Source organism: Gordonia sp. (in: high G+C Gram-positive bacteria) (assembly GCF_049647785.1).
Classification (GTDB): domain Bacteria; phylum Actinomycetota; class Actinomycetes; order Mycobacteriales; family Mycobacteriaceae; genus Gordonia.
This window is the reverse complement of sequence record NZ_JBARYI010000093.1, coordinates 12,594-31,994: the sequence shown is the minus strand read 5'-3', so window position 1 is coordinate 31,994 and position 19,401 is coordinate 12,594. Positions and strand designations below refer to the sequence as shown.

Here is a 19,401-nt window from a genome sequence, read left to right as displayed (position 1 = left end):
AGTGCGGGAATCGACGCATCATGCGAGAACAGGTAGGGCGGGCACAATGGGAGGCGTGGCGGCACAGAAACTGGAACGACGGTGGACGACGTCGACTCGAACTCCGGTGCGGGCCATGCTGGCAATCCATCAACGGGGCAGCGGCGATCCAGCGTTCCGTGTCGCCGCCGATGGGTCGGTGTGGCGCGCCGTACACACCCCCGACGGACCGGGAACAGTGACGATCGCGACCGGTGCCGGAACGGAACTAATCGCCCGCGCCTGGGGGCCGGGCGCAGCCTGGCTGATTGACACCGCCCCAAAAATGCTCGGCGCAGCAGACGATCCGACACAGTTCATCCCGCGCGACGCCGTCGTCGAACGACTTGCCGCCAAAGTCCCGAATCTGCGGATCGGGCGGACCGACCGGGTGTGGGAGGCCCTCGTCGGTGCAGTGATCGAGCAGAAAGTCACCGGCACCGAGGCATACCGTGCGTGGCGCTACCTACTTACCAAGTACGCCGAACGTGCGCCCGGTCCCGTGCCCGACGACATGCGCGTCCCGCCGCCGCGACAACGGTGGCGGGACATCACCGAATCCGACTGGCATCGAAGCGGACTGGAAGCCATCCGCGCCAAAACCATTCGCACGGCGGCGGCAGTCGACGTCGAAACCAAGGCCGATCGTCTCACCGCGCTGCCTGGCGTCGGGCTCTGGACCGCCGCGCACACCCGCATTCGCGCCGTCGGCGATCCCGACGCGGTACCCGTCGGCGACTACCACACGCCGTCGGTCGTCGGGATGGCGCTGGCGGGCGAAAAAGTCGACGACGACGGCATGCTTGAACTACTGGAACCCTATGCCGGACAACGCTATCGAGTGATCCGACTGTGCGAACTCGGGGCCGGGATGCCCGAGCGGCGCGGGCCCCGCATGTCCGTGCGCGACTATCGTCGAATGTGACGACCTACGGTGCCAGCGGGTCGGGAACTTCGCCGGTGCGGATCGGGCAGCGCGTCTGGCTGTAGATCGTGGGCATGCACAGATTGCAGTGGACACACTGCGACTTAGTTTCCGGGTCGGCTTCGATGCGCAGCGGCAGGTCGGGCTCGCGGAGCAGTGCCCGACCCATCGCCACAAAGTCGAAGCCTTCGTCGAGCGCGCGATCCATGGTGGCGCGATTGGTGACACCACCGAGCAAGATGACCGGGAGTGAGACCGACTTGCGCAACTCGCGTGCCAGCGGCATCAGGTAGGCGTCGTGGTACGGGTAGTGCTTCAGGAACACCGGCCCACCAGCCTTTAGCCCGGCGCGCATGATGCCCGAGAATGCTGCAGCGAACTCCTTCCGAGGTGCCTTGCCGTGGAACAGGTACATCGGATTCAGCAGTGACGAACCCGCCGTCGGCTCAATCGCGTCGATAAAGCCGTCGGCCTCGAACATGCGGGCGGTCTCGCAGGCATCGTCGACGTTGAAACCGCGCCACGGCTTCGCGGCACGACCGGGCCCCGGCTTCCCGACGCCGTCGTACATGTTGAGTTTGGCCCACACGGCCACATCCGGTCCGACGGCCTCGCGGACCGATTCCAGAACCTCGCGCGCCAGTCGTGCTCGATTGGCGATCGGACCGCCGTAGTCATCGCGACGGTGGTTCAGCAGCGGCGACAAGAACGAGCTGATCAGGTAATTGTGCCCGCAATGCACCTCGAGCGCGTCGAAGCCGGAATCGACGGCGATCTTGGCTGCGGTCGCGAACTTCTTGCGCAGGTCGGCGATGTCTTCGACGGTCAGCTTCTGCGTCAATGACATACCCATCGGTGCGGGGATAGCGCCGGGCCCGAGGGCCTTGGCGCGGTTCGACACCGAGTTCGCGACGGGACCAGCATGGCCCAACTGGGCTGCGGCCAAGGCGCCCTCGGCATGAATGGCACCGGTGAGCTTGCGGAGGCCGTCAACAGCCTCCGGGCGCATCCAGATCTGGTGACGATCCGTTCGCCCCTCGGGCGACACCGCGCAGTACGCGACCGTACTGATCGCGACGCCGCCAGCGGCATGCTCCCGGTGAAAATTGATCAGCTCATCGGTGACCAAAGCGTCGGGAGTCATACCCTCGAAGGTCGCGCATTTGATGAGGCGATTGCGCAGGGTCAGCGGCCCCAACTTGGCGGGGGCAAAAGGGTTGGTCATCGCAAACTTTCTTCGTCGGAATTGGGCTGTGGGGCAGAGGGGCCGGACAAGCCGGCGGTTAAGAATTGGCGGAGGGCCGCAGCGGCCGTCGGAGGTAGCGGGACGCCCGGTCCGAACTGCGCCAGCAGCAGGGAGAATGCAACGCGGCAGCGTCGTCGAGCATCGGTGAGACTGAGTCCCGGGATGGCACGAGTCAGGGCCTGGGCCCATACGTCCAGGTCAAACCAGGTGGTCTGCCACTCGGCGGTGGGATTGGTGAGAACAAACCGCGAGAGAAGCGACAGTCGTACCGCGCCAATCGGGTCGGCGAGGAGTTCTTCCATCGGTGCGAGGATGGCGTCGACGAGGGCGGGGACGCTTGGCGGCCCGGCGATCGCTTCGTCGAGCCCGCCAGCCCACACCGAGGCCAGGCGAGTTTCCAGAAGATTCGCGACCAGCTGTTCCTTGGACCCGAAGTGGTAGTGCACAGCTGCGGAATTGGCGCTGGCGCGCGTGCAGATCCGGCGAACGGATACGGCGTCGTATCCGTCCTGAAGGAGCAGGGCCTCGGCGGCGTCGAGCAATTTCTCCCGTGTGGTTTGCGAGGGAGTGGTTGCGGGCATGTCGGTATTCAAACACAGATTGAATCGTTGTTTCAATCACTGATTGAATCTGCGGTGCCGAGCGGCGCATTTCTGTCACAAAGCGGTCCTCAGAAACAACCAGACCGTCACCGATCGGGGTGATCGGTGACGGTCTGGTCGAATCGTGACAGAAAAGGGGGACGAGCGGAGCGAGGAAAAAGGGGCGCGGGCTAGTGGCCGTGGATGACGATGAGGGTGACGGTGCCGTCGGTGACGGCGGTCAGTTCGTGCTTGGTGCGGGCGTCGACGCGGATGGCAGTGCCCGGCTGGAGGCGGACGGTGGTGCCCTGGACGGTGAAGTCGATCTCGCCGAACTGGCCCAGCACGATGATCGGGTGGACGGCCATGTGTTCGGCCATAACCTGTCCGGCCACAAATGACAGTCGGACAACGGTCTCCGAGTCGCTCTTATGTATCCGCTTAACCCACGGCTTGGGGCCCGTGCCGTCGGTGTTGGGTGCGTTCAGTTCCGTCAAGTAGCTGAAAGCACTCGGAGATACATCGAGCGACGTCATTTAGGCTTCCTCGCGATCAGTTCAATGGCGGCCATCTCGTGCTGGTACTTATTGAAGACGCTGCGCATCGCCAGGATGCGTTTGCGTGCGGCGCCATTCCGCAAGACGTTGACCACGATCTTCAGGGTTCCAACGATACCCTCGTCGGCAATGACCCGACGCGTCTCCAGCAGCGCCATCGGTGCGAAACCGACCTTCTCAACGACGAAGCCGGCATCTTCGAGAATGGTGCGCCACTCCCGCTCGGTGAGCGGTCGGGCATTCACCTTGATTGACCGCGCGAGCGCTTTGCGAATCTCCGTCTTCGCCTCGTCGGGCAGGGTGTCGGGATGTAAAGCCAACTCGTGGATCGCGTAGCGGCCGCCGGGCCGCAAGACGCGGAACGCCTCGTTAATGATTTCGGTCTTACCGCGATCGGTCTGCATCGTCAGCATCGCTTCACCGACGACAGCATCGGCGGAGTCGTCGGCGAGCCCGGTTGCCTCGGCCTCGGCCTCATGGACCGCACCGCGACCGGCGATCGCGGCACTCGTCAATGCGACGGCCTGCGGATCGGCCTCGATCCCGACGTAGCTCTTGGGGTTGCGGGAGAGGATCTCCGTCGCGGTCTTGCCGAGGCCCGGTGCCAGTTCGACGACGTCGGCGTCGGCCAAGTCGGCGTCGGCGAGCATTTGCTCGGTCAGCTCCAATCCGCCGGGCCGCAGCACGCGCTTGCCCATGCGCGCCAGAAGCCAGTGGCCGGGCAGATCTTCATCGCGACGTCCCTCAAGGGGAAGGGCTCCGGTGGTACTCGCTTGAGACATCGTCTCTCCTAACTGAGGGATCGTTCCAGAGTTAGGTTAGCCTCAGGTTGCCTACATAGGGAAGGGTGCCCTGACTATTGGGGCTTCGGTTTCCTCGCGTGAATGTATTGCCCGACGCCGGTTATGGTCTGTTCGATGTGCTCTAGGCCGAGCGACTGGAGTTGGACGAGCAGTTCCCGCTTGCCGAAAATCCGCAGGCCAGACCACCCGATGGCGGTCCTGGCGCCGGGAAGTGCGGCGATCGATGCCTCGACCGAAGTGAAGATGATCAACTCTCCGCCGGGCTTGAGGACGCGTGCCATCTCGTCGAGCACCGGAAGGGGATTCGGGATGAGATAGAGCGCGGCCAAACACATGACGGTGTCAATGGAGTTGTCCGCGACCGGGAGGAAATGCGCGTCTCCTCGCACATACGAAATCCGCGGGAGGCGATGCCGAGACTGTGCCTGCGCGAGCATTGGCATCGAATAGTCGAGGCCGATATAACGGCCATCGCCGGTGAGTCCGGCCGCGGCATCCTCGCTGTAATTGCCGGGACCGCAGGCGATATCGAGCACAGTGCGGTCGCCCGGACGAGCCAGGTAGGCGCGCAGGGCCCGATCGTAGTCTTGCGTTTCGGGGCCGCCGAGGCTGAACCCGCGGGTGAATACCGGGCGCCACAAATGCTCATAGATCTGCGAGAACGCCGCGTTGCCCATCAGCCGCTGCGCGAGTGACGTCACCATTGTGCCCGTTCAGAACTGGTCGCGCGCGATGCGCAGCGTGGAAATGGTGGTGGCGAGCATGTCGTACTGGCCCACCAGCAGCGTGAACGCGATCGCCTTGCGCTCAGTGAGGTGACGACGCAGGGAATCCCACGTCGGATCCGACAGATCTCGCGTGCCGACCAACTCGTCGACGGCCAGCAGCAGGGTGCGCTGGCGGTCGCCCCAACCGGCGTCTGGCCCCTCAATGATCCGCTCGAACTCGGCGCTATCGATCCCGGCCTTGGCGCCCAACCGTCGGTGATGGTCGAGTTCGTAGTCGGATCCGCGCAGGTGGGCCACGCGAATAATGATCATTTCCGACTCGCGGCGCGATAGTTCACCGAACGGCATCATCCGCGACGAGAAGTGCAACCACCCGCGGAACAGTCCCTTGCTGCGGCCAAGCGTCGAGAATATCTTCGCGTCCCGGGTGCCCGCGCCAGCGGAGATCGCCCGAACCAGGAGCCAATTGATCGGTCCGAGCTCGCCGAACGAGCCAGGGGCAATGCGAGGTGTGCTCATGGGACAAACCTAGTCGACCGTCTCGCTCGGGGTCGAGTGTCTGCGCTTCCGTGACACTCAGGACGTGGTGTACGGCGAGATAGTGCTCCGGTGCTCTTCCAGGTGCAGTTCCACACCGAGCGGCGGGAACGCCCGCTGCGGGCAGTTTTGTCGATCGCAGACACGACAGCCCGCGCCGATCGGGGTGGCGCGGGCGTCGTCATCCAACTCCAGACCGTCGGAGTAGACCACCCGCCCGGCATGGCGGAGCTCGCAGCCCATGCCGATCGCGAACGTCTTGCCGGGCTGTCCGTAGCGGGCCGCACGACGCTCGACCGTCCGTGAGATCCAGAAGTATTGGCGACCGTCGGGCATTTCGGTGATCTGGGTGAGGATCTTGCCCGGCGACCCAAACGTCTCGTACACATTCCACAGGGGGCAGGTGCCGCCGGAAGACGAGAAGTGAAAACCGGTGGCGGACTGACGTTTTGACATGTTTCCAGCCCGGTCAACGCGGACGAACGTCCACGGGACGCCGCGCATGCTCGGCCGCTGCAGTGTTGATAGGCGGTGGCACACGGTTTCGTACGAGACCGCATAGAACGCCGACAACCGCTCGATGTCGTACCGGAAGTCCTCGGCGAGCCCATGGAACTGGCTGTAGGGGAGCACCGCGGCCGCCGCGAAGTAGTTCGCCAATCCCAGTCTGGCCAGCGTCGCGGCGTCTTCGGTGGTGTAGTTCGCGGCTGCCACGAGTTCCTCGATGAGATCGCCAAACTCCAGAAATCCCAGTTCCGCAGCGATCTTCATCGCGCGCTGACCGGAAGACAGGGCCGCGGAAAACTCGATCAGCTTGGCGTCGGGGTCGAAACGGTGCAGCACATTGTCGCCTAGATCCACGCGCCGCTCGATCCGGACCCCGTGGCGATCTTGCAGTCGTGCTGCGAGTCCGGCACGCAAGTCCGCCGAGTGCATCCGCATGCGGGTCGTGAGGTCTTCCGCGGCCTCGTCGAGTTCATGAATGTAATTGCGACGCTGATAGAAGAAGTTCCGGACCTCTTCGTGTGGCGCGCTGATCGATCCGCGCTGTTCTTGATCTCCGCGCCCCGACGTCGCCGCCGCCAACTGCTCCGAGACCACCCGATAGTGCCGGTGGATGGCGGCCATCGCCTCGGCGAGAGATCGATGCGTCGCGACAAAGCTGGTGACCTCGTCGGTATCGCGCGCGGCATGGTCGATGTCGAGATCTTCGTCGAGCAGCGCTTCGCGAAGCTCGGCGACCAACCGGACGTCGTCCTGGGGGTCGAAGAAGTCGATGTCGAGGCCGTACGCCTCGGTGATCCGGGCCAGAACCGATCCGGTTAACGGCCGGTTGTCGTGCTCGATTTGGTTTAGGTACGACGCGGAAATCCCGAGGACGCCGGCGAGTGCCTGCTGCGAGAGGCCGCGGTCGGCACGCAGTCCGCGTATCCGACCGCCGACAAACATCTTCGGACTGGCTACCTGATTGGGGGCCTGATTGCCGCTCATAACTGCCCATCTTCGCACTGCGGGGTACCGTGCCGGTGTGTCCCGCAGCTACTCGCCCCGCATCCGCCTGTCCCGTGTTGGCCTATCCCGCGTTGTCGCCGTCGCGGTAGCGGCCGTAACCATCGCCACGACCGCGGCCTGTGGGTCGGACGCCAGTGAGAACCTGTCGCTGCCGGACTTGCTGATCACCTCCGACCAGATGCCAGCGAATTTCACCGTGGCAACGATGACCGTCGACGACCTCATCAGGGCTAACCGGGCCACCCTGGAACAGTCGACGACCGTCGCCTTTGTCCCCGCGGAGTGCGCGCCGACCGCGGATGCGGCGTTCAATCCGCTGCTGAACGAAGGGAACTCGGCGTTGTTGGTGGGTACGGCGCAGGACGGCACGTTCAGTGAGCTGATTTCATCGGTGCGCCGCGACATCGATGCCGACCGTCGTGCCACCACTGGGCCGTGTCGCGTGGTGACGGCCACGCCGAGCAAGGGAACTTTGGCTGGAGCTTCGATCGTCACGACGACCACTGAGCTGCCAGCCATCGTCGAGCCGACCGTGGAGCAGTCGTTCCTGGTTCGCAGTGAGTCGAGGACCACGCTCCCGGGTGGCACGCCCCGCGCGCGAACGGGCCTGATGGGCAATGTTCTGGTGAAGCGGCCCAACGGGGATGTGGTGACCCTTCAGGTGGGCGTTTCCGCTCAGGAAATCGAATCACCCGGGGGAGCCGCCGCACCCGCACCAATGTCGGACGCGGCGTTTGCCGAACTCGTGCGCGACGCCATCGCACGCGCTTCTCGCTGACCTTCGTCGTTGATTTCTTTCGCCTGCGTCACATCTGGGGTGTGAAGTACAACACATTCTTTCGGGCCGCTTGAGTCGGACATTTCTCGACTATCTCGTCGGGGGCTGTCGGATGGCCCGAAGGTTTTCCCAGTACGCGCGTACTTTTTAGCGAAACCCGTGTCGCGGGCCGCTAGTCGAACTTTGCAAGATTTACAGAACTCGCCAGTAACCTGGTCGTGATTAACACCTGTCAAGGGCTGGACCTGGGACTTTGTCATATGGCAACCTAGTGCCAGGCAACGCCTCAAGGTGCCAACCGGTTCGCAAGAATCGACTGGACCTTAAACCCTCAAAGCGCTGCGATCGAGCAGTTCTAACGAAAGCGAAGGCTATGAGCAACGTCGGAAAGCCGCGTACCGCCGCGGAAATCCAGCAGGATTGGGACACTAACCCCCGCTGGAAGGGCATCACTCGCGACTACACTGCCGAGCAGGTCGTTGAGCTCCAGGGCAACGTCGTCGAGGAGCACACCCTCGCTCGTCGTGGCGCTGAAATCCTCTGGGAAGGCGTCACCAAGGGTGACGACAGCTACATCAACGCACTTGGCGCCCTCACCGGCAACATGGCCGTGCAGCAGGTCCGCGCGGGCCTGAAGGCCATCTACCTGTCCGGTTGGCAGGTCGCCGGTGACGCGAACCTCTCGGGTCACACCTACCCGGACCAGTCGCTGTACCCGGCGAACTCGGTCCCGTCCGTCGTCCGTCGCATCAACAACGCGATGCTGCGCGCCGATGAGATCGCCAAGGTCGAAGGCGACGACGCCGTCGACAACTGGGTCGTCCCGATCGTCGCCGACGGTGAAGCTGGCTTCGGTGGCGCACTCAACGTGTACGAACTCCAGAAGGCCATGATCGCCGCCGGTGCCGCAGGTACCCACTGGGAAGATCAGCTCGCCTCGGAGAAGAAGTGCGGCCACCTCGGCGGCAAGGTGCTGATCCCCACCCAGCAGCACATCCGTACCCTGACCTCGGCTCGCCTTGCTGCCGACGTCGCCAACACCCCCACCGTCGTGATCGCCCGCACCGACGCTGAGGCTGCCACCCTGATCACCTCGGATGTGGACGAGCGCGACCGCCCGTTCCTGGACGGCACTCGCACCTCCGAAGGCTTCTACGGCGTCAAGAACGGCATCGAGCCCTGCATCGCTCGCGCCAAGGCTTACGCACCGTACGCCGACCTGATCTGGATGGAAACCGGCAAGCCCGACCTCGAGCTCGCCAAGAAGTTCGCCGAGTCGGTCAAGGCTGAGTTCCCGGACCAGCTCCTGGCCTACAACTGCTCGCCTTCGTTCAACTGGAAGCAGCACCTGGACGACGACACGATCGCCAAGTTCCAGAACGAGCTCGGCGCGATGGGCTTCAAGTTCCAGTTCATCACCCTCGCCGGCTTCCACGCCCTCAACTACTCGATGTTCGATCTGGCCCACGGCTACGCTCGCGAGCAGATGAAGGCATACGTGGACCTGCAGGAGCGCGAGTTCGCTGCTGAGGAGCGCGGTTACACCGCCACCAAGCACCAGCGTGAGGTTGGCGCCGGTTACTTCGACCGCATCGCCACCACCGTCGACCCGAACACCTCGACCGCAGCCCTCAAGGGCTCGACCGAAGAGGGCCAGTTCCACTAGGAACTGATTCAACCTTTCTTCGCTAGAGGTTGACGACTGCTATTGAACCCGGGGCACTGGGAGGGATTAGTCCCCATGTGCCCCGGGTTCATTGCATCTATTGGACTTCCAGTACTTCGGCGTGACCGCGCATAACACGGCAGGAGCCTTGACATGACAAGCGAGAAGATTTCGCGCGTCGGCATTATCGGTGCCGGTCAGATGGGTGCGGGCATCGCTGAGGTCTGCGCCAGGGCCAATGTTGACGTGCTGGTGTACGAGTCATCGCGGGAGTTGCTGGCCGCTGGCCGAGCTCGAATTATGGAGTCGCTTGACCGCGGCGTCAGTCGCGGAAAACTGACCGAGCGTGAGCGTGAACAGGCATCGTGGCGTCTGCGCTTCACCTCTGACCTCGACGACTTCGCCGACCGGCAGTTGGTTGTCGAGGCGATTGTCGAAGACGAAGACGTGAAGGCTGCCGTCTTTGGTGCGCTCGACAAAGTGGTGACAGACCCGAATGCGGTCCTCGCCTCAAATACTTCGTCCATCCCGATCATGAAGTTGGGGATGGCCACCGAGAATGCGCACCGCGTGATCGGAATGCACTTCTTTAATCCCGTTCCGGTGCTGCCCTTGGTTGAACTAGTGACGACGCTGATGACCTCCGACGAGGTCAGCGCGCGGGCCGAAGCATTCGCCTACGACGTCCTCGGTAAGCAGGTGGTCCGCTCGGCGGATCGCTCGGGTTTCGTCGTCAACGCACTCCTGGTTCCGTACCTGCTGTCGGCGGTGCGGATGGTCGAGAGCGGCTTTGCGACAGTGGAAGATATCGACAAGGCGATGGTGCTCGGATGCGCCCACCCGATGGGCCCGTTGAAGCTCGCCGATCTGGTTGGACTCGACACCGTCAAGGCGATTGCCGACAAAATGTACGACGAGTTCAAGGAGCCGCTGTACTCGCCGCCATCGGTGCTGCTGCGGATGGTGGAGGCTGGACGACTGGGGAAGAAGTCGGGCCACGGTTTCTACACGTACGACGAGCCGGCCGTCGTGTCGCGCTGAAGCGCTTGCCGCTGGTTGTCGCACTGGGTGCTGACAACTCGGGGAAGACTGGGACTCTGCGGCCGACGTTTGCTAGCGGTTAGCTAATTTAATCAGGCTGGTGGGAATGTAGCGACCAGCTAACTCCGCTGTTCAGACGACAAAAATCCACGAGTCTGCCGGCGAACTCCCGGTGATATGGACCACTCTGCTAGCTGTAGCGCTAGCTTTAGTTAGCACTTTGCGGCATGCTGGTATTACCCGATCCAAAGCAATGCAAGGAGTTGCCATGAGCACCGCCGAACGTACTTTCCCCACCCCGGTCTACGCCGTCGTCGGCGCTGGCGATGTCGCTGTCCAGGAAGTCAAGGACGCACTCGCCGAGCTGAAGGCCCGCGCACAGGCTTCGCGTGAGCGCACCCAGGCTCGTCTCGACGAGACTCGTACCCGCTTGACTGAACTGCCGACCGACTTCCCGAGCATCGAGGAAATCCGCGGCAAGCTGACCACCGAGGAAATCCTCAAGGTCGCAAACCCGTACATCGAGGCCACAACCGGCCTGTACAACACGCTTGCTGAGCGCGGCGAAGGCGCTGTGGAGCGTCTCCGTCAGACCCCGTACGTCGAGGAGAACATCGCTCGCGTCGAGAAGGTCTACCAGGAAGCTGTTGAGCTGACCGAGGATGCGCTCGGCGCCGTCTCGTCGCAGACCCGCTCCGTCGGCGAGCGCGCTGCTGCTCTGGCTGGCCGCGCTGCCGATCGCGTTGAAGATGCCGCTGTTGCCGCAGACGAGGTTTCGGACAAGCTGCTCGACGCCGCTGCTGACATCGAAGAAGCAGGAGTCAAGGCCAAGGCTGACGCCGATGCCGCCGCTAAGAAGGTCAGCGCCGCTGCCACCCGCAAGCCGGCCGCTGCAGCGAAGCCTGCTGCGAAGAAGGCTGCTCCCGCCAAGAAGGCTGCTCCCGCAGCCAAGAAGGCAGAGCCCACCGCTAAGTAAGACCAGTTGTAGAAACTGAGCCCCGACACGTCACGGTGTCGGGGCTCAGTTGCGTCTTCCCGCTTAACTCATCTCGGCGACGCGCCGCTTTTCGACCTTCACGTCGAACTGTGCGGGCGGCCACTCCAAGTCGAGTGAATCCAGTGCATCCAGCAGCAGTTCGGACACGGCTAGGCGCGAGAACCATTTGCGGTCGGCCGGAATCATGAACCACGGCGCAGTTTCGGTGTCGGTGAGATCGAATATGTCCTGGTAGGCCGCGAGATAGTCGTCCCAAAGGGCGCGCTCGTCGACGTCGTTCGGATTGTACTTCCAGAACTTATCGGGCCGCTCTAGACGCTCGGTGAGGCGAGCGCGCTGCTCCTCCTTTGACACGACCAGCGCGCACTTAATGACCGTTGTGCCGGCGGCAACCAGTTCGGCTTCGAAATCGTTGATCAGTTGGTAGCGAGCCCGCCAGGTGTCCTCGGGAACCAGATTGTGAACCCGAACAGGCAGCACATCTTCGTAATGTGAACGGTCAAAGATGCCGATCCTGCCAGCGCCCGGAAGTGCGCGGTGGATGCGCCACAGAAAGTCGTGGGAGAGTTCCTCGGCGGTGGGTTTTCCGAAGCCGACTACGGACAAACCCTGCGGATCCATCAATCCTCCGACGTGCCGGACGATGCCACCCTTGCCTGCGGTATCCATGCCTTGCAGCACCAGCAGCACCGAGCGGTTGCCGCCCGAGCGGCCTTCGGCGTAAAGCATCTCCTGCAACTGCGCCAACCGCTCACCGGTCTTGGCGAGGAGGGCTTCGCCGTCGCCCCGGTCGCCGTCGAATCCCGGCGTCGAATTCGCATCAAAATCGCTGATGGGACCGGTGTTGCGCACGCGCAACGCAGACGAAGGCGGAACCGACCACAAAGAACCTGAACTACTCACAAGTGGAGCCTCTCACTATTCGCTGGTGTCGACGGGGAGGAACATTGGCGGATTCGCAGAAAAGCGTTCGCTGTCACCGTCGGCGTTCACAATCGCGACGACGCCGCCCCAGATAAGCATCGTCAACTGGTCGGCCATGGCTTCCGACGTCTGGTCTGGGGCCGCAATCCACTCCTGTACCGCGTTCGTGACCGCACCAACCATCGCCTGCGCCCAAATAGCGGCGCCGGCGGTGCTGGCGCCGCGGGACGCGAGTCGCGACCGCAACGTGGAGGCGAGGGCCCCGGCAAAGATGCGTTCGGCATCGGCGGCCACCGCACGACTGCCAGCGGGGCGGTTCATGGTGAACCGGTAAACGTTCGGATCGGTCGAGACGATGTCGACATAGACGTGGATTACCGCGCGGACGAGCGGGTAATCGCCGATGTCTCCGGAGAGTGCTTCGATCAGGCGGGGCAGCACTGTCGTTTGCACGTAGGCGAGCGTGACCGCTGCGGCCAGGTCGTTCTTGTCGGCGAAATAGCGGTACAGGACCGTCTTCGACACCCCAATGTGGCGGGCGATGTCGTCCATCCCCGCATCCGGGCCTAGCGCGCGGACGGCGTCGATCGTGCCGGTGGTTAATTCGGCCCGACGTTCCTGCTTGTGAGCCTCCCAACGCTGCTTGCGGCCGTCCGAAGCGACGGCTTCCACGGCGGGGGTGAGGATGCGCTGTTCCAGTTCGCGGGTCAGGACAGCGGCCGCATTCACGGCGGCGCGTGCGGCATTTGTGGGGATCGGCGGGTTGGGCATCACTAGAAAGACTAGTAGTTTGTGCGGAACACTGGATGAGTGTCGTCAACCTTCATGCAACCTCAGAGTGCTCCCGCGTCACTGTCAGTGCCTGCTGGGCTGACCGAGGCCGATGCAAAACGTGCCCGTGACCTGCGACGAATGAAGATCGTCGCCACCGGCCTGCTGGTTTTCGCGGCAGTAATCTATTTCGTTATGCGGTGGCTGGAACACCGCGACGGTGCCGACGTCGCGACGTGGGTTGGCTACGTTAGGGCCACGGCGGAGGCCGGGATGGTTGGCGCATTGGCCGACTGGTTTGCCGTGACTGCACTATTTCGACAGCCGCTCGGACTGCCGATTCCGCACACCGCGCTGATCCCTCGCAAGAAGGACCAGATCGGTGATCAGTTGGGTGGTTTCGTCCAAGAGAACTTCATGACGCGCGAGGTGATCGAGACGCGCGTCGAATCACTCGACCTACCGCGCCGACTCGCGTCGTGGGTTGCCGATCCGGCCAACAAACAGCGCGTGAACGACGAAGTGTCGCGGGTGTTCCGGCTGGGTTCGGAAATGCTCGGCGATGAAGACATCGAACGTTTTATCCAGGCAGTTTTGAAATGGGCGGCAGAACCGGTCTGGGCGCCGCCAGCCGGGCGCATTCTCGAACAACTGGTTTCCGAGGACCGGCTGGAACCGGTCATCCAGTTGGCGTGCGACCGTGCCCACGAGTGGGCGCTCGGTTCGCAGGCCCTGGTGGATCGAGTGGTGGACCGGGACGGTCCGGCCTGGACGCCGAAGTTCGTCAACAATCTGGTCGGCGACAAAATCTATCGCGAGCTCACCGAATTCACCTACAAGGTGCGGTCGGATCCGAACCATGAATTGCGGCTCGCGATGGGCAAGTTTGTCGCCGACTTTGCTCAAGACCTGCAATATGACGACGCCATGATCGCCAAGTTTGAGGGGCTCAAAGAAGAACTGCTTGGGCGCGATGAAGTGACAGGCGCGGCGTCGACCGCATGGCAGGCTGGCAAGGCCGTCATCGAGCAGATGCTCGACGACCCCGCATCCACGCTGCGCACCTCGCTGTCCGACGCCGTTGTGCAGTTGGCTCAGCGGATCCGCGACGACGAACCGCTGCAGGCAAAAATGAACGGCTGGACAGTTCGAGGCGCACGCCACATCGCTGACAACTATTCGTCCGAGATCATCTCGGTCATCACCGAAACTGTGCGCGGCTGGGATGCGGAGGAGACCAGTCAGAAGATTGAACTGCAGGTGGGGCGTGATTTGCAGTTCATTCGGATCAACGGCACCGTTGTCGGCTCCCTGGCGGGTCTCACGATCTATACGGTTTCCGTTCTCCTGTTCTCCTAGCGGTGCTTGCATCTGTTAGCGGGCGGCGGTGATACTTGACCGCAGGAGGCATTACGTCCACATGACATCCGATCCAAAGCATCCAGACCGGGCACCCGATGCAGGCACCGTTGAGGCGGTCGCCAACGCGGCGCAAGATATTGGCGAGTTCATTCGCAGCCAACGACTCTCGGCCAAGGTTTCGCTTCGCCAACTTGCCGAGCGCGCCGGGGTGAGCAACCCGTACCTGTCGCAGATCGAACGTGGTCTGCGTAAACCGTCCGCAGACGTGCTTTCGCAGATCGCCAAGGGGCTGCGCGTTTCGGCGGAGGTTCTCTACGTCCGGGCCGGGATCTTGGAGGCGCGGCCAGCCAGCCCGGTCCGGGATGCGCTGCTCGCCGACAGTTCCATCAGCGAACGGCAAAAGCAGATGCTGTTGGAAATCTACGATTCCTTCCGCCGCGAGAACCCGACGTCGGAAACCGACGGCGCGGTCGCCGCGACTGCCGATTCGCCACGTGCCGAATCTGCGGTCACTGCCGATTCCGAGTCGGCCTCAAGTGACTAAGGTGGAATCGTGAGCACAGAAGTTTTCGTCCATTACGCGCAGTTGTACATCCTGATCGCCATCACCCTCGTCTCGGGGATTACGGCCCTGGTGGCACTCGTGCACGCGGCAATCACCCGACCGGATGCCTTCACCGCCGTGGATGCGCAGTCGAAGACCTTTTGGGTGGCTGTCCTCGCCGTCTCTGCTGTGGTCATCTTCCTGATTCAGGCCACGTTCGGCTTTGGCCTCATGTTCTTCCTCGCAGCAGTCACGGCCGTGCTCGTTTACGTCGTCGATGTCCGAGTCCGGGTCGACGACGTCCTCGGTCGTTCGTGGTTCCGGAAGAACGCGTAGACGCTGGCACATGAACGAGTTCCGCATCAACGAACTGGCCCAGGTTTCCGGCGTCAGTGTTCGGAACATTCGCGTCTACCAGGACCGCGGGCTGCTGCCGCCGCCGACGATTCGCGGTCGCACGGGCTGGTACTCCGACGAACATCTTGTCCGGCTGAACCTGATTTCGCGCATGCTCGAACGCGGTTATACCTTCGCCACGATCAGTGAATTGCTGCACGCTGCTCACTACGGAATGAAGGTGGAGCACGTGTTGCGGGCACCCGCCAAAGGCGGCCGCATTCGCAGCTTCAAACGGGCGGCGACCATCACCTTCACGGAGCTCAAGAAGTCGTTGGGTGCCAGTGAGCGCACCATCAGCCTGAGTCAAAAGTTGGGGCTGCTGACCAAGGATGGGACGCACTACGCGATCCGGAATCCCGAAGTGCTCGAGGGTGCCGAAGCGCTGGTGAAGGGCGGCATTGACATCGATGTCCTCCTCGACCGGTGGGTGCGCGTGGAGCAGGACCTGACGGATGTGGCGCGCAGCTTCGTCACGATTATCACCGACACCTATTTCGACGAGAACCTGCCAAACCTGGGTGAGGAAAAACTGGCGAAGATCGCCGAACTCATTCAGACCGTCCGACCGATGGCGCACGAGATCGTAGAAACCACATTCATGCGCGCCCTCGATAACGAGATCTCGCGTGCGATTGGCGAGGCAACCAAATTCTTCGACGCGACGGTGGAAGGTGAGGCCGACGTCGAGGCGGACCGTACGGGTGGGAATCAAATGGGGAAGGTCAAGGAATGACGGGGAAGAACGTGGCGAACAGCAAATGGGCTACCGCCCGGCGATGGGGCTTGTACTCCGCAATCGGTCTCGCCGGGGCGACGGCGGCACAGTTCGCAATCACCGGCTCGGCGATGCTCCGCGAGGTACTCAAATACCCGAAGCCGATCGACGATGGACCCGATCCGCTGCTGGAGCAGCCAACGCACGCCATGCGGTCGTCGGTGGTGGGCACCCCGGATGGTGCGCTCTTGCATGTAGTCGCCTCGGGCGATGTGAACGACTCGGACGAGATCTTGGTCCTCATTCACGGGTGGACGTGCAATACCTCGTTCTGGAACCCGCAGTTCAACCACTTCGGTAGCTCGCGTCCGGTCATCGCCTACGACCAACGCGGTCACGGACTGTCGGAGTTGGGCCCAAACCGGCCGACTGTCGACATGCTGGGGCAAGACCTGCAGGCGGTGCTTGAGGCAATGATCCCCGAGGGGAAGCGTGCGGTGCTGGTGGGCCACAGCATGGGCGGCATGACCATCATGTCGTGGGCGCAGCAGTTCGGTGCGGGCATGGAAGAAAAGATTTCCGGCATCGTTTTGGTCTCCACGGCTGGGTTGGGCGTGATCCAGCGTCAAGAACTGATCCCGGATTCGCTGCCTGCACTGGCGCGTCCGGGCAAGGCCGTGCTGACGAAGTTCTTCACTTCGGCGCCCCTTCCGCTGCCGAGTAACTCGACGACTTCGCTGTTTTCCCATTACGTGACATTGGGACCGGTGGTGCGAAAGGCCTACGTCGATTTCACCGACGAGATCGTCGCAGCCTGCTCGGCGAAGGCTCGTGCGGCGTGGGGCGCGGCAATGTATCCGCTCGACGTGCTGTCGGGGCTGGATCGGATCACCGTTCCGACATCGGTGGTGGTCGGCTCTGCGGATCTATTGACGCCGGTTAAGCACGCTCAGGAGATGGCCACCATCCTCAGCAGCCGCGGCTTCTTGCACTCCTACACCAGCTATGAGGGCGCAGGCCACATGGTGCCGATCGAGCGTGCCGACGCCTTTAACGCACTGATTGACGAACTCCTCGCCGACGTGAGCGTGGCAGCGGGCTAGCCGGCACTTAGTTTTTTTCGGGCATCGCGCAGTTCACGAACACGGGCTCGGGGTGCAGTTCGACACCGAACGCTTCGCATACTCCGTCGCGCACACGTCCGGCGAGGGCCAGCAGATCGGCGGTCGTGGCCGACCCCCGGTTCGTCAATGCGAGCGTGTGTTTGGTTGACAGGCGTGCTGGAGCGTCGTCGGACGGGAAGCCCTTGGTGAACCCTGCACGCTCAATCAACCACCCCGCGGAGAGCTTCACGCCGGCGTCGGCGGGGTAGCGCGGGACGGAGACGTCGGTACCGAGTCGGTTGGTGATGCGATTCAGAATGGCGTCGAGGTCGCCCTCGGCGACGATCGGGTTGGTGAAAAACGACCCCGCGCTCCACGTGTCATGGTCGGTGGGGTCGAGCACCATGCCCTTGCTTGCTCTTAATTCAAGGACGCGCGACCGGACATCTGCAGCATTGGCGGTGCCGCCCTCGGCGACGTCGATGGCACGTGCCAACTCGCGGTATGCGATGGGCGCCGACCGCTGTTCCGGATTGAGCCAGAACGAGACGGCCAGCACTACCTGGCTGTCGCGTCCCTTCAAATTGCTTGTGCGGTAGGCCAATTCGAGGTCGTCGGGACCCACCCACGAAATATTTCCGGTGGTGCGGTCAAGCAGTCGAACGCGGCGCAGGACATCGGCCACTTCGACACCGTAGGCACCAACATTCTGTACCGGGGTGGTGCCCGCGGCCCCCGGGATTCCAGATAAGCACTCAAGGCCACCGAATCCGGATTCGACGGTGGCGGCGACCAACGCATCCCAGTCAGTTCCGGCTTCGGCGGTGACAAACGGGCGGCCGTCTTCCTCGCCATACTCGATCCCGGAGGATGCGATAACGACCGCCGTCCCGTCGAACCCGTCATCGCCGATTACCAGGTTGGAGCCGCCGCCAATCAACAGCACGGACTCGGCTCGGGCATCCAAGTCACGGACGGTCTGAACCAAAGCCTCGGTGCTACCGCACTCGATGACAGCCTTGGCTGGTCCGCCCAGGCGCAGGGTCGTCAACGATGCGAGGGTGGTGTCCGGTGAACTTGCCATGTGGTGTGAATCAGTCACGCCAGTAACGGTAGCCTGGCTTCCATGTCGAGCAAGTTCGAGCATTCGGTCAACTACCCGTTCCCGGTCGCCACGCTGTGGGCCCTGATTAGCACTGAGCAGTACTGGCGGGACCTCCTGCAGGCGACCAATGCAGAACACGGCTCGCTGGAGTCCTTCGCCATCAACGGTGACGAGGTGACCGTGGTGACCAAGCAGGGCGTCGGTGCGGAAAACTTGCCGTCGGTGGTGACTGCGGTCCGTCCCGGCGATGTTGAAATTCCGCGGACCATCGACTTCCGTTTGGTTGGCGACGTCATTGCCGGAACCATGAACGCCTCGGTGAGTGGCGCGCCCGCCAAGATCCGCGGCGACATTAACATCGCAGGTAATCCCGCTGTTGCGCAGTACTCGGGCGAGGCCGATGTGTCGATTCCGTTCGTCGGCGGCAAGATCGAAAAGGCCATCATCGAACAGGTCAGCCAACTGCTCGACGCCGAACGCGACGCGACCGTCGATTTCCAACAGGGCTAAATCTGCCGTTAGGCTGTCTCACATGGCACGACGGCTCAGCTATTCCGCTCGCTACACGCACGCTCCGGACACGATCTACCAGGCGCTCTCACAGAAGAGGTACTGGGAAGACCTGATGGAGGGGTTCCGTGAGCTGACGCCGATCTCGAATGTTGAAGAGTTCGAGGTCGGTGGCGACGGCGTCCGCGTCGTTCTGCACCAGACGATCACGCGCGACATGCTGCCGCCGATTGCGCAGACGGTGATGCTCAAGGACATGTTGATCACCCGGGTGGAAACCTACGGTGCTTTCGATCCGTCCAATACGGCTGGCACCTACATGGCGTCGATTCCCGCTGGCCCCGGGTCGTTGACCGGCGCGCAGGAGTTGTTTCCGACCGAAACCGGCTCCACCATCCGCAAGACCACCGAGGTCAAGGTTTACATCCCGTTCGTCAACGCCAAGCTCGAGCAGTTGATGCTGGTAAACCTTGTCGACCTCTTCCGGGGTGAAGCTGAATTCACCTCTAACTGGGTCCAGGACAACCTCGGGTGAAGCGGTCCGGCCCACCAGCCGGACGACCCCAGGGGCGAGTAACC

Annotated in this window: 22 protein-coding genes; 12 read left to right on the top strand and 10 right to left on the bottom strand. The window is 62.9% G+C overall.

Annotated features, from left to right (window positions below; genetic code table 11):
- The first annotated feature begins 55 nt into the window (after positions 1-55).
- Positions 56-943 (top strand): DNA-3-methyladenine glycosylase family protein, encoded by an 888-nt coding sequence (locus WBA38_RS16440; RefSeq protein ID WP_424323138.1) that lies wholly within the window; start codon positions 56-58, stop codon positions 941-943.
- 4 nt (positions 944-947) lie between these two features.
- On the opposite strand, the gene WBA38_RS16435 is transcribed toward WBA38_RS16440, so the two are convergent.
- From WBA38_RS16435 to ramB, 7 genes are all read right to left on the bottom strand, one after another.
- Positions 948-2,168 (bottom strand): NADH:flavin oxidoreductase, encoded by a 1,221-nt coding sequence (locus WBA38_RS16435; RefSeq protein ID WP_424294658.1) that lies wholly within the window; start codon positions 2,166-2,168, stop codon positions 948-950.
- Positions 2,165-2,770 carry a TetR/AcrR family transcriptional regulator gene (locus tag WBA38_RS16430; RefSeq protein WP_424323137.1) on the bottom strand — a complete coding sequence of 202 codons (606 nt, stop codon included), beginning with the start codon at positions 2,768-2,770 and terminating at the stop codon, positions 2,165-2,167. Before WBA38_RS16430 ends, WBA38_RS16435 begins: the two co-directional genes overlap by 4 nt.
- 191 nt (positions 2,771-2,961) lie before the next feature.
- The gene (locus WBA38_RS16425; RefSeq protein WP_424294656.1) at positions 2,962-3,306 is read right to left on the bottom strand and encodes a cupin domain-containing protein; all 345 of its coding nucleotides are present in this window, start codon (positions 3,304-3,306) and stop codon (positions 2,962-2,964) included.
- Positions 3,303-4,109, bottom strand: coding sequence for a methyltransferase domain-containing protein (locus WBA38_RS16420; RefSeq protein ID WP_424294655.1), 807 nt, complete (start codon positions 4,107-4,109; stop codon positions 3,303-3,305). Before WBA38_RS16420 ends, WBA38_RS16425 begins: the two co-directional genes overlap by 4 nt.
- A 74-nt stretch (positions 4,110-4,183) precedes the next feature.
- Positions 4,184-4,831: a class I SAM-dependent methyltransferase gene (locus tag WBA38_RS16415; protein ID WP_424294654.1), complete on the bottom strand. Its 648-nt coding sequence runs from the start codon at positions 4,829-4,831 to the stop codon at positions 4,184-4,186.
- Between the two features lie 12 nt (positions 4,832-4,843).
- Complete coding sequence (locus tag WBA38_RS16410; protein WP_424294653.1) at positions 4,844-5,377, bottom strand: carboxymuconolactone decarboxylase family protein; 534 nt, start codon at positions 5,375-5,377, stop codon at positions 4,844-4,846.
- Between the two features lie 57 nt (positions 5,378-5,434).
- Positions 5,435-6,886, bottom strand: coding sequence for an acetate metabolism transcriptional regulator RamB (gene ramB, locus WBA38_RS16405; protein WP_424294652.1), 1,452 nt, complete (start codon positions 6,884-6,886; stop codon positions 5,435-5,437).
- 37 nt (positions 6,887-6,923) lie between these two features.
- Between ramB and WBA38_RS16400 the strand changes: the two genes are divergently transcribed.
- The 4 genes from WBA38_RS16400 to WBA38_RS16385 all read left to right on the top strand — a co-directional run bounded on the left by WBA38_RS16400 (position 6,924) and on the right by WBA38_RS16385 (position 11,368).
- Entirely contained in the window at positions 6,924-7,685 is a 762-nt protein-coding gene (locus tag WBA38_RS16400; protein ID WP_424294651.1) for a hypothetical protein, read from the top strand.
- Positions 7,686-8,058: 373 nt separating this feature from the next.
- A complete protein-coding gene (gene aceA, locus WBA38_RS16395; RefSeq protein ID WP_424294650.1) occupies positions 8,059-9,351 on the top strand; it encodes an isocitrate lyase in 1,293 nt (430 codons plus the stop codon).
- Positions 9,352-9,504: 153 nt separating this feature from the next.
- Positions 9,505-10,392, top strand: a complete 888-nt coding sequence (locus WBA38_RS16390) for a 3-hydroxybutyryl-CoA dehydrogenase (protein WP_424294649.1) — start codon at positions 9,505-9,507, stop codon at positions 10,390-10,392.
- A 268-nt stretch (positions 10,393-10,660) separates the two neighbouring features.
- Positions 10,661-11,368 (top strand): heparin-binding hemagglutinin, encoded by a 708-nt coding sequence (locus WBA38_RS16385; RefSeq protein WP_424294648.1) that lies wholly within the window; start codon positions 10,661-10,663, stop codon positions 11,366-11,368.
- Between the two features lie 63 nt (positions 11,369-11,431).
- Here WBA38_RS16385 and WBA38_RS16380 read toward each other — a convergent pair whose 3' ends face one another.
- Both WBA38_RS16380 and WBA38_RS16375 read right to left on the bottom strand, forming a co-directional pair.
- Positions 11,432-12,292 carry a PPK2 family polyphosphate kinase gene (locus WBA38_RS16380; protein ID WP_424294647.1) on the bottom strand — a complete coding sequence of 287 codons (861 nt, stop codon included), beginning with the start codon at positions 12,290-12,292 and terminating at the stop codon, positions 11,432-11,434.
- Positions 12,293-12,307: 15 nt separating this feature from the next.
- On the bottom strand, positions 12,308-13,084 hold the full coding sequence (locus tag WBA38_RS16375) for a TetR/AcrR family transcriptional regulator (protein WP_424294646.1): 777 nt from the start codon (positions 13,082-13,084) through the stop codon (positions 12,308-12,310).
- A 54-nt stretch (positions 13,085-13,138) separates the two neighbouring features.
- On the opposite strand from WBA38_RS16375, the gene WBA38_RS16370 reads away from it, so the two are divergent.
- The 5 genes from WBA38_RS16370 to WBA38_RS16350 all read left to right on the top strand — a co-directional run bounded on the left by WBA38_RS16370 (position 13,139) and on the right by WBA38_RS16350 (position 17,207).
- Positions 13,139-14,443 carry a DUF445 domain-containing protein gene (locus tag WBA38_RS16370; protein ID WP_424323136.1) on the top strand — a complete coding sequence of 435 codons (1,305 nt, stop codon included), beginning with the start codon at positions 13,139-13,141 and terminating at the stop codon, positions 14,441-14,443.
- A 61-nt stretch (positions 14,444-14,504) separates the two neighbouring features.
- Positions 14,505-14,990 (top strand): helix-turn-helix domain-containing protein, encoded by a 486-nt coding sequence (locus WBA38_RS16365; RefSeq protein WP_424294644.1) that lies wholly within the window; start codon positions 14,505-14,507, stop codon positions 14,988-14,990.
- Between the two features lie 9 nt (positions 14,991-14,999).
- Entirely contained in the window at positions 15,000-15,326 is a 327-nt protein-coding gene (locus WBA38_RS16360; protein ID WP_424294643.1) for a DUF2516 family protein, read from the top strand.
- 10 nt (positions 15,327-15,336) lie between these two features.
- A complete protein-coding gene (locus WBA38_RS16355; protein WP_424294642.1) occupies positions 15,337-16,122 on the top strand; it encodes a MerR family transcriptional regulator in 786 nt (261 codons plus the stop codon).
- On the top strand, positions 16,119-17,207 hold the full coding sequence (locus tag WBA38_RS16350) for an alpha/beta fold hydrolase (protein ID WP_424294641.1): 1,089 nt from the start codon (positions 16,119-16,121) through the stop codon (positions 17,205-17,207). The genes WBA38_RS16355 and WBA38_RS16350 overlap by 4 nt, the downstream gene beginning before the upstream one ends.
- A 7-nt stretch (positions 17,208-17,214) precedes the next feature.
- Here the strand turns inward: WBA38_RS16350 and WBA38_RS16345 are convergent, their stop codons facing one another.
- Positions 17,215-18,309, bottom strand: a complete 1,095-nt coding sequence (locus WBA38_RS16345) for a UDP-N-acetylmuramate dehydrogenase (RefSeq protein ID WP_424323135.1) — start codon at positions 18,307-18,309, stop codon at positions 17,215-17,217.
- Positions 18,310-18,333: 24 nt separating this feature from the next.
- Between WBA38_RS16345 and WBA38_RS16340 the strand changes: the two genes are divergently transcribed.
- The gene (locus tag WBA38_RS16340) at positions 18,334-18,822 is read left to right on the top strand and encodes a DUF2505 domain-containing protein (protein ID WP_424294639.1); all 489 of its coding nucleotides are present in this window, start codon (positions 18,334-18,336) and stop codon (positions 18,820-18,822) included.
- Positions 18,823-18,844: 22 nt separating this feature from the next.
- Positions 18,845-19,357: a DUF2505 domain-containing protein gene (locus tag WBA38_RS16335; RefSeq protein ID WP_424294638.1), complete on the top strand. Its 513-nt coding sequence runs from the start codon at positions 18,845-18,847 to the stop codon at positions 19,355-19,357.
- Positions 19,358-19,401 lie beyond the last annotated feature (44 nt).